14 protein-coding genes are annotated in these 13,970 nt (G+C 71.4%); all 14 read right to left on the reverse strand.

Annotated elements, in window-relative coordinates; translation table 11 throughout:
* Positions 1–5: 5 nt before the first annotated feature.
* The 14 genes from QM782_RS07305 to QM782_RS07370 all read right to left on the reverse strand — a co-directional run bounded on the left by QM782_RS07305 (position 6) and on the right by QM782_RS07370 (position 13,853).
* On the reverse strand, positions 6–986 hold the full coding sequence (locus QM782_RS07305) for a Bug family tripartite tricarboxylate transporter substrate binding protein (RefSeq protein ID WP_415202252.1): 981 nt from the start codon (positions 984–986) through the stop codon (positions 6–8).
* A gap of 91 nt (positions 987–1,077) precedes the next feature.
* The gene (locus QM782_RS07310; RefSeq protein WP_415205608.1) at positions 1,078–2,322 is read right to left on the reverse strand and encodes an MFS transporter; all 1,245 of its coding nucleotides are present in this window, start codon (positions 2,320–2,322) and stop codon (positions 1,078–1,080) included.
* Between the two features lie 154 nt (positions 2,323–2,476).
* Complete coding sequence (locus tag QM782_RS07315; RefSeq protein ID WP_415202253.1) at positions 2,477–3,445, reverse strand: PDR/VanB family oxidoreductase; 969 nt, start codon at positions 3,443–3,445, stop codon at positions 2,477–2,479.
* 67 nt (positions 3,446–3,512) lie between these two features.
* Positions 3,513–4,553 carry a Rieske 2Fe-2S domain-containing protein gene (locus tag QM782_RS07320; RefSeq protein ID WP_415202254.1) on the reverse strand — a complete coding sequence of 347 codons (1,041 nt, stop codon included), beginning with the start codon at positions 4,551–4,553 and terminating at the stop codon, positions 3,513–3,515.
* A 45-nt stretch (positions 4,554–4,598) separates the two neighbouring features.
* The gene (locus QM782_RS07325) at positions 4,599–4,880 is read right to left on the reverse strand and encodes a recombinase-like helix-turn-helix domain-containing protein (RefSeq protein ID WP_415202255.1); all 282 of its coding nucleotides are present in this window, start codon (positions 4,878–4,880) and stop codon (positions 4,599–4,601) included.
* 53 nt (positions 4,881–4,933) lie between these two features.
* The gene (locus QM782_RS07330) at positions 4,934–5,902 is read right to left on the reverse strand and encodes a VOC family protein (protein ID WP_415202256.1); all 969 of its coding nucleotides are present in this window, start codon (positions 5,900–5,902) and stop codon (positions 4,934–4,936) included.
* 13 nt (positions 5,903–5,915) lie between these two features.
* Positions 5,916–7,391 (reverse strand): aldehyde dehydrogenase, encoded by a 1,476-nt coding sequence (locus QM782_RS07335; protein ID WP_415202257.1) that lies wholly within the window; start codon positions 7,389–7,391, stop codon positions 5,916–5,918.
* A 22-nt stretch (positions 7,392–7,413) separates the two neighbouring features.
* Positions 7,414–8,211 (reverse strand): aspartate dehydrogenase, encoded by a 798-nt coding sequence (locus tag QM782_RS07340; RefSeq protein ID WP_415202258.1) that lies wholly within the window; start codon positions 8,209–8,211, stop codon positions 7,414–7,416.
* Between the two features lie 7 nt (positions 8,212–8,218).
* Positions 8,219–9,931 carry a thiamine pyrophosphate-binding protein gene (locus tag QM782_RS07345; protein ID WP_415202259.1) on the reverse strand — a complete coding sequence of 571 codons (1,713 nt, stop codon included), beginning with the start codon at positions 9,929–9,931 and terminating at the stop codon, positions 8,219–8,221.
* A complete protein-coding gene (locus QM782_RS07350) occupies positions 9,924–10,721 on the reverse strand; it encodes an SDR family oxidoreductase (protein WP_415202260.1) in 798 nt (265 codons plus the stop codon). Before QM782_RS07350 ends, QM782_RS07345 begins: the two co-directional genes overlap by 8 nt.
* An 8-nt stretch (positions 10,722–10,729) precedes the next feature.
* Complete coding sequence (locus tag QM782_RS07355) at positions 10,730–11,560, reverse strand: IclR family transcriptional regulator (protein WP_415202261.1); 831 nt, start codon at positions 11,558–11,560, stop codon at positions 10,730–10,732.
* Positions 11,553–12,440 carry an alpha/beta fold hydrolase gene (locus QM782_RS07360; protein WP_415202262.1) on the reverse strand — a complete coding sequence of 296 codons (888 nt, stop codon included), beginning with the start codon at positions 12,438–12,440 and terminating at the stop codon, positions 11,553–11,555. Before QM782_RS07360 ends, QM782_RS07355 begins: the two co-directional genes overlap by 8 nt.
* A gap of 43 nt (positions 12,441–12,483) precedes the next feature.
* Complete coding sequence (locus tag QM782_RS07365; RefSeq protein ID WP_415202263.1) at positions 12,484–13,023, reverse strand: cupin domain-containing protein; 540 nt, start codon at positions 13,021–13,023, stop codon at positions 12,484–12,486.
* 41 nt (positions 13,024–13,064) lie between these two features.
* A complete protein-coding gene (locus QM782_RS07370) occupies positions 13,065–13,853 on the reverse strand; it encodes an SDR family oxidoreductase (protein ID WP_415202264.1) in 789 nt (262 codons plus the stop codon).
* Positions 13,854–13,970 lie beyond the last annotated feature (117 nt).

A 13,970-nucleotide genomic window follows, 5' to 3' on the forward strand; every position in this document is an offset into this window, starting at 1 on the left:
CCGTGCTACTGGGCCTCGATCTTTCGGCTCTTGATGATCGGGGCCCAGACCGCGGCCTCCTTCTGGATCAGCGCGCCGAAGGCCGCGCCTTCGACGACCCACGCGCTCATGCCCTGCTTGTGCAGCTGCGCCTTGTTGGCGGGGGTGTCCAGGATCTGGGCGATGTCCTGGCGCAGCTGCGCCAGGACCGGCTCGGGCGTGCCCTTCGGCGCGACCATGCCGTACCAGGACGACAGCGCCACGCCGCGCACGCCGGCCTCGGCCAGCGTGGGCACGTCGGGCAGCTCGGGCGCGCGCTGCGCATCGGTCACGGCCAGCGGCCGCAGCCGGCCGGACTGGATGTGCGGCAGCACCGAGGGCATGTTGCCGATGATCATCGGCACGGTGCCGCCGAGCACGTCGTTCAGGCCAGGGGCCGTGCCCTTGTAGGCGATGTGCAGGATGTCGGCGCCGCTTTGCTGCTTGAACAGCTCGCCGGCCAGGTGCAGGCTGCTGCCCACGCCGGGCGAGGCGTAGCTGATGCTGTCGGGCTTGGCCTTGGACAGGGCCACCAGCTCGGCGATGGTCTTCGCCGGCACGGCCGGGTTGACCGCGATGACGTTGGCGGTGCGCGCCAGCGAGGCCACGGGCACGTAGTCGCGGTCGACGATGAAGCTGAAGCTGGGCTTGAGCGTCGGGTTGATCGTCAGGTTGCCCTGCGGCACCACCAGCAGCGTATGGCCGTCGGGCTTGGCGTCCCGGACCTTCTGGATGCCGATGTTGCCGTCGGCGCCGGTACGGTTCTCCACCACCGCCGGCTGCTGGTAGCGCTCGGCCAGGCCGGCGGAGAGCATGCGCGCCAGCGTGTCCACCGGCCCGCCCGGCGGAAACGGCGCGACGATGGTGAACGGGGCGCTGGCCAGGGCCTTGGCGGCATCGCCGCCCTGGGCCAGGGCATGCGGCGCGACGGACAGGGCCAGCAGGGCGCAGAGGACGGTACGGCGCATGGCGATCCTTTCGTGATGAAGCGGTGGTGGAATGCGGGCCCGGCATGCAAGCATCAGGCCGGCGCCGCCATCCGGAGCTGGCTGGCAGACGTCAGCTCGCATGCGTGGCGCTGCGCTCGCGCAGCCACAGCCAGACGCCGCACAGCAGCACCACGGCCTGGGTGCCGATCAGGATGCCGAAGCCGGCGAAGAAGCCGCCGCCCTGCGACGCCGCGGTCATGCCGATCACCACGCCCATGACGGCCGGCATGAAGCCGGCCACCAGGCTGCCGGTGCCGTTGACGACGCCGTAGGCGCTGGCCACGTGCTCGGGCCGGGCGCAGTGCTGCACCGTGCTGGGGATGGCCGGGCTCATCAGGCCCCAGAAGAAGTTGGCGGAGGTCAGCAGATAGGCGGCGCTGTAGCGGTCCGTGGCCTGGATCGCCAGCCACACCGACAGCGCCACGCCCAGGCTGCCGCCGACGAAGATCAATGGCACCTGCGGCCGGGGGATGCGGTCGATCAGGATGCCGCCCAGCAGCACGGCCAGCACCGACGCGTACTGCGGCAGCGAGGCCAGCCAGCCCATCTCGCGCATGGAGAAGCCGCGCGCCTGCTGCAGGTAGGCCGGCAGCCAGTTGCTGCTGCCCCACAGGTAGGCCAGGAAGGCGGCCGTCAGCAGCGTCACGGTGCCCAGGTAGCGCGTCTGCAGCGCGCCGCGCACGATCTGCCCGACGTGGCCCACGCCCTCGGCCAGCGAGCGCGGCGCCGGCATGCCGGTCTGCACCTTGGGCATGCGGATGAAGGCCAGCACCAGCGGGATGCCCAGCAGGATGTTCAGCAGGCCCAGCACGTGGAACGAGGTTTCCCAGTCGTGCGAGGCCACCAGGTAGCCCACGAACGGGTAGCCGATCGCCAGGCCCAGCCCGGTGCCCATGTTCACCAGCGAGTTGGGCTTGCCGTTCTCGCGGCTGTCGAAATGCGCCTTGATGTAGCTGGCGGCCAGCGAGAACAGCGGGCCTTCGGACACGCCCAGCAGGATGCGCGAGGCCAGCAGCAGGCCGTAGCTGTGCAGCAGCGGCGACAGGAAGGTCACCACGCCCCACAGCGTCAGCCCGGCCACCAGGCTGCGGCGCACGCCGAACAGCGCGGCGCAGAACGGCGTCAGCACGAAGGAGGACACGCCGTAGCCGGCCATGAAGGCCGTGGCCAGCAGCCCCTGGCGGGCGCGGTCGCCCGGCGTCAGGCCGACGTGGGCCAGGAACTGCGGATCGGTGATCAGGATGGAGATGTTGATGCGGTCGATGTACGAGATGGCGACCACGAGGAACAGGGTCCAGATGCCCCACCAGCGCATGGACCGCGCGGAGGTGGAGGTCGGGGTGGCGACGGCGTTGTCCATGATGGAAGACTCCCAGGTGGATCGGGCGAGCGCGTCCTGCGCCGCGCATCTGCGCCCGGCGCCCGGACCGAAAACGGAAATGGGGGGTGGTGGCTGCGCGGCGGGCCGGCTAGACGTCCAGCACCAGCCGTCTGCCCTTGCAGCGCGAGACGCAGATCATCATGGTCTTGCCGGCCTCGCGCTCGGCCTTGGTCAGGATGCCGTCCCGGTGCTCCAGGCCGCCGTCGAACTCCAGCACCTTGGTCTCGCAGGCGCCGCAGACGCCTTCCTTGCAGCTGTGGTCCAGGTCCATGCCGGCATCGGTGAGGGCGTCCAGGATGGACTTGCCGGGCGGCACCTCGACGGTGCGCCCGCTCTTGGCGCACACCACGTCGAAGCTTTCGGTGGCCACCGGTGCCTCGTGCACGACCGCCGCGAAGCGCTCGATGTGCGCCTGCGGATAGCCCAGCGCCTCGCAGCTGCGCTCGAAGGCGTCGAGCATCGGGGTCGGGCCGCAGCAGTAGTAGTGGCTGTCGGCGCCGCGGCCGCCCAGCAGCCGGGCCAGGTCGGGCGGCGCGCCCTGTTCGTCGTCGAAGTGCCAGGTGACCTGCGCCTTGTCGGCCAGCGCCTCGATGGCGTCGATGAACGCGGCCTCCTTGCGGGTGCGCGCGCAGTACACCACCTCCACCGGGCGGCCCAGCGCCGCCAGCCGCTGCAGCATGCAGAAGATCGGCGTGACGCCGATGCCGCCGGACACCAGCACGCTGCGCGGCGCATCCTCGTGCAGCGCGAAGTTGTTGCGCGGCGCGGAGATGTCGATCACCTGCCCGACGCGCAGCTGCTGGTGCACGTAGCGCGAGCCGCCGCGGCTCTTCCTGTCGTGGAGCACGCCCACCACGTAGCGGCCACGGTCGCTGGACGGGTTGCACAGCGAGTAGCTGCGCACCAGGCCGTTGGGCAGGTGCAGGTCGATGTGGGAGCCGGCCTCGAACGGCGGGAACGCCACGCCGGCGCCGGCCGGCCGGAACTCGACGCTGATGATGCCGTCGGCCTCGTATCGCATGGCGTAGACCAGGGCCTGGAGCGTGGGAGAGGACATGGAGAAAACCTCGTGGCGTTCGGGTGCGGTGCCGCGCGCCCCTGCCGGGGCGGCGCGGGATGCGGTTTCAGGCGGGCGTCGCGGCCTGCTGCTGTTCCTTGTCCAGCTGCGCCTGCGCCAGCCCGCGCAGCAGGCGGCGCAGGCGCACGATGCCCAGGTCGTGCTGGTACAGGTTCTCGTGCTGGTTGGCGTCCTGCGGCATCCACTCCAGCACCACGCGGTCCTGCTCCAGCACGTGCCAGTGGCGCGCCTCCAGCCGGTTGCGGTACAGGAAGCGCCAGGTGTCGCGCTGCCAGCCCGGCGGCAGCTTGCGCACGCGCCAGAAAAACACAGCCGTCAGGCTGGGCGAGATCGGCGTGCACATGCCGACGATGATGAAGTTGCCGCCGGGGCCGCCGGTCTTCGGGTACGGGATCTCCAGCCGCATCCAGTGGATGCCGGTGTCGGCGAACTCGGTCCAGTCGAAGTTGACGTTGCGCTGGCCTTCCTTCTCGAACACGAAGCCGGTGTCGGTGGCGCGCACCGAGAACTTGGCCGTGCTGTCGCCCTCGGACATGGAGTGCGACTGCTTGTGCAGGAAGGTCCCGTGCATCGGATCCATCACGTTGTCCAGCGCGTAGCGGTAGTCGCACTTCCACTCCACGTAGCACAGGAAGGACGAATACTGCTCGTCGTTCCACAGCTCGTCGGGCAGCTGGAGCGGCGGCGGCGCGTCCACGTGCCGGCTGGCGTTGTAGAGGAACACGGCGCCGGCCCGCTCGTGCACGTGGAAGCTGCGGGTGGCGCGCTGCCCTTCCAGCTTGCAGCCGGGACTGCCCGGCACGCGCGTGACCACGCCATCGTGGCGCACTTCCACGCCGTGGTAGGGGCAGGACAGGCGGTCGCCCATCATCACCCCCTGCGACAGCGGCGCGCCGCGGTGCGGGCAGCGGTCCTCCAGCGCGCGCACCTGGCCATCGGCGTCGCGCCACAGCACCAGCGTCATGCCCAGGCGCTTCAGGGAGACGGGCCTTTCCTTGACGAAGGTCGAGGGGCAGATGGGGTGCCAGTAGTCCTTGAGGCCGACTTCCAGCACGTGGTCGACGGGGTCGACGGTGGCGTTGCGCATGGTCTTTTCTCCTGTGGGTGGGATTGCGGTCGGTGCGGCCGGGGCTCAGCTGCCGAGCGCCGCGATCTCGGGGCCGTAGTTGTCCACGGTCCAGGGCGCGCCGGCGCGCGTGGTCATGCCCTGGCGGTTCAGCCCGTCCACCAGGCCCTGCAGGTCGTGCGTGCCGGCGGCGAAGGTGCGCTCGATGGCGTCGCCCAGCAGGTCTTCGTAGTTGGTCGGGACGCGCCGCTGCGCCTGCCGGGGCTGCAGATAGCGGTCGGGCTCGTGGCTGGGCTCGGGAAGCTGGTTCCCGACGACCTGGACGAGTTGCATGATGCGTTCAGCCATATCGACTCCTGTTTGCCGTTGCGTTCATCGGTGGGACCCGCCCGGCGGGCGGGCTACTTCTTCTCGGTGAGAAACTTGCCGTCGGCCCGCGCGCCCTTCTGGCGCCGCGTGTGGCCGTCCAGGCCGCCGTCCACGGCCCATTCGGCGAACACCGTGGGGCCGGGCTCGAAGTCGCGCGGCTGCCACTCGGCGGTCAGCTGGTCCTCGTCGGCGTAGTACTCGATCAGGCCGCCAGCCGGGTTCTTGAAGTACCAGAAGTAGGCCGAGGAGATCGGGTGCCGGCCCGGGCCGAGCTGGGTCTCCCAGCCGCAGCGCGAGAAGTGCAGGCCGCCGCCGAACACCTCGTGGATGTCGCGCACGGTGAAGGCCACGTGGTTGATGCCGCGCTTGCCCGAGGGCAGCTGCAGCAGGAACATGTCGTGGTGCCCGCCGTCCGGCGCGCAGCGCATGAAGGCGCCGCGGCCCGGGTAGCGGTCCGACGAGACGAAGCCGAAGCGGTCGGCGTAGAAGGCCTCGGTCTCGGGCACGTCGGCCGTGAAGAACACCACGTGGCCGACCTCGATCGGCGTAGCGCGCTCGTAGATCGGGCTGGGCTGGTTGACGCGCGGCTTGGCGGTCCAGGTGTTCATCGCGGCGCTCTGCACGTCCACGTCGTGCTTGCGCGTGACCTGCAGGCGCACGGCCAGGCCGTTCGGGTCGGTGCAGCCGATGCGGCGCGCGCCGTCGACCTCGGCATCGACGAAGCCCGGGTCGTGGCGGATCGCGTCGGCGTAGCGGTCCAGGTCGGCCGCGCTTGCCACGCCCCAGACGACTTCGCGCAGCGTGGGGCCGTCCTCGATGGCCGGCGGCAGGCCGGGCTTGTCCATGGCGGCCACCACCACGCGGCAGCCGTTCAGGCACTCGAAGACGAGTTCGTCCGCGCGCTCCTGCGCCAGGGCCAGGCCCCAGTCGAGGAAGAAGCGGCGCGACAGCGCGAGGTCGTCCGTGCCGTAGGTGATCTGGTCGATGCCGAGAACGCTCATGTGCCTGCTCCGTTCAGTTGGCCCAGGGGATGGGATGCGCGCTGGTGCCCCAGTACATGCTCTTTTGCTCCATGTACTGGAAGATGCCTTCGCGGCCCTTCTCGCGGCCCAGGCCCGAGTCGCGCCAGCCGCCGAACGGCGTGGACACGGAGAACTGCTTGTAGGTGTTGACCCAGACCGTGCCGGCCTGCACCGCGCGGCCGATGCGCCAGGCGCGCTTGAAGTCGCGGCTCCAGACGCCGGCGGCCAGCGCGTAGACGCTGTCGTTGGCCTGGCGGATCAGTTCCTCCTCGCTGTCGAACGGCATCGCCACCAGCACCGGGCCGAAGATCTCCTCCTGGCTGATGCGCGCCTCGTTGGTCAGGCCTTCGAGGATGGTCGGGCTGTAGAAGTAGCCGCTGTCGTAGGCCGCGCCGTGCGGGCGCACGCCGCCGGTGCGGATGCGGCCGCCCTCGGACACGCCCAGCTCGACGTAGCGCTCGATGCCCTCGCGGTGGCGCGCCGTGATCAGCGGCCCCATCTGCGTGGCCTCGCTGGCCGGGTCGCCGACGCGCAGCGCCGCGGCGCCCTTGGCCAGCCGCGTCAGGAACTCGTCGTACAGCGGCCGCGCCACAAACAGCCGCGAGCCGGCGATGCAGGACTCGCCCGAGCTGCTGAAGATGCCGTACAGCACGCCGTTGACGGCATGGTCCAGGTCGGCGTCCTCCAGCACCATGGTCGGCGACTTGCCGCCCAGCTCCAGCGAGACCGGCATCATCTTGTCGGCCGCGATGTGGGCGATGTGCTTGCCGGTGGTGGTGCCGCCGGTGAACGACACGCGCTTGACCAGCGGGTGCTTGGTGATGGCGTCGCCGATCACCGAGCCCTTGCCCGGCAGCACGCTGACGATGCCCTTGGGCACGCCGGCTTCCTCGCAGATCTTCGCCAGCTCCAGCGCCATCAGCGGCGTGACCTCGGCCGGCTTGACGACGACCGCGTTGCCGGCGGCCAGCGCCGGCGCGAGCTTCTGCGCCTCGCTGGCGATCGGCGAGTTCCACGGCGTGATCGCCGCCACCACGCCCATGGGCTCGTGCACGCTCATGGTCACGTAGTCGCCGCGCGCGGGCGTGATGGCGTCCTCCAGCGTCTCCAGCGCCGCGGCGAAGAACTGGAAGGTGCCGGCGGCGCTGGCCACCAACGCGCGCGTCTCGTTGATCGGCTTGCCGTTGTCCAGCCGCTGCTGCTGGGCCAGCGGCTCGGCGCGCTCGCGGATGATGGCCGCCACGCGGTGCAGCACGGCGGCACGCAGGTGCGGCAGCATCTGGGCCCAGCCGCTGGTGCGGAAGGCGTGGTCGGCACGGGCGATGGCCTCCTCCACGTCGGCCAGGCTGGCGGCCTTCAGGCGGGCGATCGGCGCGCCGGTGGCGGGGTACAGGCTCTCGTACACGTCGCCACCGCCCAGGCGCCATTCGCCGGCAACGCAGATGGGGAGCAGTTCCAGGTTCGACATCGTGGGGCTCTCTCGTTTCTCGTCAGATGACCAGCGGGGCGACCCGGCCGCGCAGCGCGCGCACCGCGCTGTAGACGGTCAGCGCCGAAGTCTTGGGGTTGGCAGCCAGCGGCTGGTTGCGCATGGTCAGCTCGAAGCGGCCGAAGGCGCCGGCGGCCTCGACCTGGTGCACGTTCTCGGTCACGCCGGGGTCGGCGATCAGGCGCACCGTGGTGCGGTCCAGGCCCAGGCCGGCCAGCGAGACGGTGGCGGCCACGTTGGCGTTCTTCGGGTACAGCGTGGCGGCCTCGCGCGCCGAGCCTTCGAAGATCACCGTCTCGGCCGCCAGCGCGTCGAGGTCGCGGCCCTGCTCGGCCGGCGTGCCCTTCCAGGCGCGCGGCGGCTTGCGGCCGGTGTAGCGCACCACCTCCAGCCCGCCGATGCGGGCGGCGGCCAGCGCGTCGATGGCGCCGATGGCGCCGGCGATCAGCTGCACCTGGGTACGGCCCTGGCGCGCCGCGGCTTCCAGCTGCTCGGGCAGGCCGGGTGCGGACAGCGCACCGACCGAGGCGACGATGGCCGGCACGCCGCGCGCCAGCGCCGGCAGCACGTGCTGCTCGATGGCGGCATGGCCGGCGGCCTCGACCACCAGGTCGATGCCGTCGGTGGGAACGGCCGGCGCCACGCGGGCGCCGGGTGCCAGGCGGGCGGCCACGGCCTGCGCGGTGTCCGCGCCCTCGGCCGGCACCACGATGGCGGCCACGGTGAGGCCGGCGTCGTCCTTCACCAGTTCCAGCAGCGCGGTGCCGATGGCGCCGCAGCCGATCAATGCGATCTTCATGGCGTCCTCAGGCGGCGGGCGTGGCGGGAATCTGGTCCAGCTTGTTCACCGGCGGGCCGGAGAAGGCGGTCTTGAAGGCGCCGATGGCGCGCATGTCGATCTCCAGCAGGAACGGGCCCTTCTTCGCCCAGGCGTCCTGCAGCACCGCGGGCAGCGCGTCCAGGTTCTGCACACGGGCATGCGCCAGCTTCAACGAGGCGCACAGCTGCGCATAGTCGGGGGTGTGCAGCTCCACGTAGCAGCGGCGCCCGCCGTAGGAGGCGTCCTGGATGTTCTGGATCACGCCGTAGCGCTGGTCGTTCATCAGCACGATCAGGCAGTCGCACTCCTCCTGCACCAGGGTAGCGAGTTCGCCCAGGTTCAGAATGAAGCCGCCGTCGCCGGCCAGGCCCAGCGTCTTGCGGCCCGACTGCGTGACGGCCGTGCCGACCGCGGCGCCGATGGCCATCGGCATGCCCATGCCGATGCCGCCGCCCGTCGCATGCACGCCCGCATTGGGTTCGAAGAAGCGCAGTTCGCGGTTGCCCCAGGTGCTGTTGGAGACGGTGACGTCGCGCACCCAGTTGAAGTTGCGGCCCACCACCTGCTGCAGCTGCTGCACCAGCGCGGCGTAGGGCCCCAGCCCGTCGCGCAGCGTGGCCACCACGTTTTCGTGCGTCTGGCGCAGGTCGGCCAGCAGCTCGGGGTCGGCCTGGTAGCCGCGCGCCTCCAGCCGGTCCGCCAGGCCGGCCAGGGCCAGGGCCGCGTCGCCGCAGACGAAGCCGTCGTCGGCGTAGCAGCGGCCGGACTGGGCGGCGTCGACGTCGACGCGGTACAGCGGGCGCGGCAGCTTCAGCTCGTACTTCAGCGTCTCGTTGCTGCGCAGGCGCGTGCCCACGGCCAGCATGGCGTCGCAGCGCTGGTAGAAGGCTTCCACCGGCTTCTGGATGTTGTAGGCGCCGAGCGAGGCCGGGTCGTCCTCGGGCACGATGCCGCGGCCCTGGCCGGTGCTGACGATGCCGAAGCCCAGCGCCTTGAGCCGTTGCACGGCGGCACGGGCATGGCGTGCGCCGCCGCCCAGCCACAGCAGCGGGCGGCGGGCCTTGGCCAGCTGGTCGGCGAGCGCGTCCAGCGCGTCATCGCTGGGGGCGAGCACGGCCACCGGCAGCGGCGCCAGGTCGGCCGGCATGGCGATCACGCTTTGCTGGATGTCGATCGGGATTTCCACGCTCACCGGGCCGGTGGGCGCCGTCATCGCGGCCTGCACCGCCGCCTTGAGCGTGGACAGGCAGGTTTCGGCGCTCAGCACGCGGAACGCGGCCTTGGAGACGGCCTTCAGCATCGTCAGCTGGTCGGGCGCCTCGTGGATGTACGAGAGCTTCTTGTCCAGGTACTGGGTCTCGATCTGGCCGGTGATGTGCAGCAGCGGCGTGCCGGCGGTGTAGGCCTCGACCAGGCTGCCGGCGATGTTGCCGGAGGCCGGGCCGGTGCTGGTGATGCACACGCCCAGGCTGGAGGTGGAGCGGGCATAGGCGTCGGCCATGTTGCCGGCGCCGGCCTCGCCGCGCGCCATCACGAAGCGCGTTTTGCCGCGCTGGGCGAAGGCGTCCAGGATCGGCATGTTGTGGATCGAGATCACGCCGAACGCCGCCTGGACGCCGCATTGTTCGAGGAAGGCGGCGACGACGGCGCCGACGGTCACTTGCTGGCCGGCGGACGCGGGTTGGTTGGACTTATGCATGGCGGGACAGGCCTCCGGAGATGTCGAGGTGGCTGCCCGTGGTGTAGGAGGACAGCGGCGTGGCGAGGAACAGGATGGCGCGTGCCGCCTCTTCGGGCAGGCCCAGGCGGCCGAGCGGGATCTCCTTCTTGGCGGCGAGCGCGCCGGTCCAGGCGGCCCAGTCGAGCGACTTGTCGTCGCGCGCCTCGAAGCGGCGGCGCCACTGGCCGGACTCGATCAGCCCGATCAGGATGCCGTTGACGCGCACGCCCATGGGCGCGAACTCGGTGGCCATGGAGCGCACCAGGTTCTTGACGCCGGAGCGGGCGGCCGAGGTGGCGACCATGTGCGGCTCGGGCTGCGCGGCCAGCAGCGAGTTGACGCAGACGATGGCGGCCTCCTCGCGCCGGCGCAGCTGCGGCAGGAAGGCGCGCGTGGGGTGGATCACCGAGAAGAACTTCAGCTGCAGCTCCTCGGTCCAGGCGGCGTCGGTGGTGTCGGCGAAGGTGGACACGCGGCCCTGGCCGGCGTTGTTGACGAGCACGTTGGCCGGGCCGAGTTCGCGCTCGCAGTCGGCGGCGAAGGCCTGCACCTCCGCGGCGTCGAGCACGTTGCAGGGCGCGGCGAACAGGCGCGCCTGCGCCACGCGCTCGCGCAGGCCGGCCTCGGCGCTGCGCAGGCGTTCGACGTTGCGGCCGCAGATGGCCACGGCGGCGCCATGGACCAGCAGCAGCTCGGCCGTGGCCAGGCCGATGCCGGAGGAGCCGCCGGTGACCACGGCGACGGTGCGGGACAGGTCGATCAGTTGCATGGTGGTTCTCAGTGGGCGGGCAGCGGCTGCCGCCCGGCCGGTTCGAGGGGGCGGTAGTTCAGCAGGCCCGAGAGTTCGTCGGCCGCGGCACAGACCTGGGTGAGCAGCTCGTTGACGTGCGTGGGCTCGAAGCGCGGCGCCGGGATGGTGGCGCCCAGCGCCGCGACGACCTGGCCGCTGCTGTCGCGCACCGGCGCGGCGATCGTGGAGATGCTGGCCTCGAAGAAGCCCTCGCCCTGCACGTAGCCGCGCGCGCGGTCGGCCTGCAGCAGCGCGTGCAGCGCGGCCACGGTGGCCGGCGTGGCCGGCGAGAAGGACTCCAGGTGCTCCTCGGGGTACAGCGCGCGCAGCTCCTCCAGCGTCATGTCCTGCAGCAGCACGCGGCCGAACACGGTGGCGTGGGCCGGCAGCCGGGTGCCCACCTGCACGGAACTGGCGAACGGCTTGGGCGGCGCGACCTTGGCCACGTAGACGATGGAGCGCCCGTCGCGCACGACCAGGTTGCCGGGGTAGTGCGTCGCCTCGCACAGCCGGACCAGCACCGGCTGGCCGAGTTCGGTCAGGTCGAGCGAGGCCAGGTAGTCGAAGCCCAGGCGCAGCACGGCCATGCCCAGGCGGTAGTCGTTGCCCTCGGTGCGTTCCAGGTAGCCCATGGCTTCCAGCGTGTTCAGCAGGCGGAACACGGTGGAGCGCGGCAGGTTCAGCCGGCGCGCGCACTCGGGCGCGCTGAGCGTGCGGGCCTCGCCGAACTCGCCCAGCAGGCGCAGGCCGCGCTCCAGCGCGGGCACGATGTACTTGTCGTTGCCGGGACTGCCGTCTTCGGTGTCGGTCTCAGCCATGGTGCGTGTCTCCCTGGATGCGAGCGCAGGCCTCGCGGATCAGGCGTGCCACGGCTTGCGGTTGCTCGATGGGGCTGGCATGGCCGGCCCCGGGGATGGCAGCATACGGCGCGCCCAGGCGCTCGGCCCAGCCCTGGCAGGCCGCCGGCGGCGTCACCACGTCGGCCTCGCCGCAATGCACCTCGACCGGCGTGGCGATGCCCTGGGCGGCGCCCAGGTCGCTGCCGGCCAGCAGCGCCACGGCCTGGCGGTAGCCGTCCGGCTGCAGCCGCGCGGTGTTCCAGCGCACCCAGGCGCGCTGCGCGGGCGTGGCGCCGGCGGACAGCAGGCGCTGGTCGATCTTGGCGGCCAGGCCGGCCACGCCGTACTGCTCCAGCGCGGCCAGGCGCTCGCGCTGCACGCGGGCGCTGGCGGCCTCGTTGCCGGCCTGGCCGTAGCCGCCGGCCGGGCTGATCAGCACCAGGCGCCGCACGCGCTCCATGCCGTAGGTGCGGGCGTGGGCCGCGGCCATCAGCGCGCCGAGCGAGTGGCCGGCCAGCAGCACGCGGTCCAGGTCCAGCGCCTGCAGCAGCCCCTGCAGGCGCTCGGCGTAGTCGGTGTCGCGCGGGGCCGCGGCCGGCAGCGGCGTGGATTCGCCGTAGCCGGGCGCGTCCCAGGCGACGACCTGCAGCCCGTCCAGCGCCAGGGCCGTGTGCAGCCAGGAGGCCGCGCCCGAGCTGATGCCGTGCAGCAGCACCACGGCCGGCGCGCCGGCGTCGCCGCGGCGGCGCACGGAGAGCTGCGAGCCGTCCGCCAGCACGACGCGCTGCCACGGGAACGCACTGGCCAGCAGCGCGGTCTGCGGCTGCAGCAGGGGGGCGGCGTCGGCGGGACTGTTCATGGAGCTGGCTCGGCGGGCTGGCGGGCGGTGGCGCGACGTGCGCTCAGCGCTTGATCTTGGACAGCGGGTGGTCCGGCGGATAGGTCGGCGTGATCGGCACCTTGGCGCCCAGCATCACGCACATCAGCGCGTCTTCCTCGCCGATGTTGTGCTCCTCGCGGTAGACGCCCGGGGGCACGGAGACCAGGTCGCGCTCGTTCAGCACGGTCTCGAAGCGCTCGCCGTCCTTCTCCAGGATCAGCTTCATCTTGCCGCGCATGACGAAGAAGACTTCCTCGACGTCCACGTGGATGTGCATCGGGCCGATGTGGCCGGCCGGGATCAGCATCGTGGAGAACGTGAAGTGCTCGTTCGGCACGGTGTTGCTGTCCTTGGACACGCCGGTGCCGCCGGTGCCCAGGTAGCGCATCTGCGCGCGGCGGAACTTGGGGTCGTAGTCGGCCTGGAACTTCAGCGCGTTCCAGTCGTAGCGGCGCGTGGCGAAGCGCGCGACGCGCGTGTTCATCCACTCCTCGAAGCTGGCGCCCTCGGGGCGGTCCCAGCTGCGCGGGGCGAGTTGTTGCTGTTCAGAGTGATCGCTCATGGGGGCTCCTTCGATGGATCAAGGGGTGGCGAAGAAATGGATCAGTTCATGACGAAGCCGCCGTTGACCGGCAGCAGCTGCCCGGTCACGAAGCGGGCCAGGTCGGACAACAGATAGACCGCCGCGCCGCTGACGTCGTCGGGCAGCTGCTCGCGCTGCAGCGCGCGCTGCTCGATGTACAGGCGGTGGCGCGCCTCGGGCACGTACTGCGTGGCCTCGACCAGCACCAGGCCGGGCGCGACGGCGTTGATGGTGATGCCGTCCTCGCCCAGTTCGCGCGCCATGGCGTGGGTCATCGCGATCACGGCGCCCTTGCTGGCCACGTAGGCCAGCAGGCGCGGTGCGCCCCACAGCGCGGTGTCGGAAGCCAGGTTGACCACGGCGCCGCGGCCGCTGGCCCGCAGCGCGGGACGGCAGGCGCGCGTCATGAGCCAGGTGCCGCGTACGTTGACGGCCATGACCTGGTCCCACGTGGCGATCTCGATCTCGTCCATGGTGCGGCCGCCGGAATCGGTGACGGCGGCGTTGTTGACCAGGCCGTCCAGCCCGCCCAGCGCCTGCACGGCCTGCGCGGCGCAGCGCTCGACCGCGGCCGGGTCGCCGATGTCCACGGCGATGCCGTCCGCCACGTCCAACCCCTCGGCGCGCAGCGTGGCCACGGACTCCTGCAGCACGTCGACGCGCAGATCGGCCAGCGCCACGCGCGCCCCGTGGGCACAGAGTGTGCGAGCGAAGGCCAGCCCCAGGCCGCGCGCGCCCCCCGTCACCAGGACACGGCGTCCGGCCAGCAAGGCGGCGGGAGCAGGAGCGGAAGGGTCGGTGGGATGCATGGTTTGTTCCACTGATGAAACGTTGATTTATTACTGGAACGACCCCGCAAGATTAATGGCTGTTTTGCGAAATCGTGCATAGGGAAAACCCTTGCCGCATTCCGGCATGCGCAGCCA

This window comes from Pseudorhodoferax sp. (assembly GCF_047601025.1).
GTDB lineage: Bacteria > Pseudomonadota > Gammaproteobacteria > Burkholderiales > Burkholderiaceae_C > Pseudorhodoferax.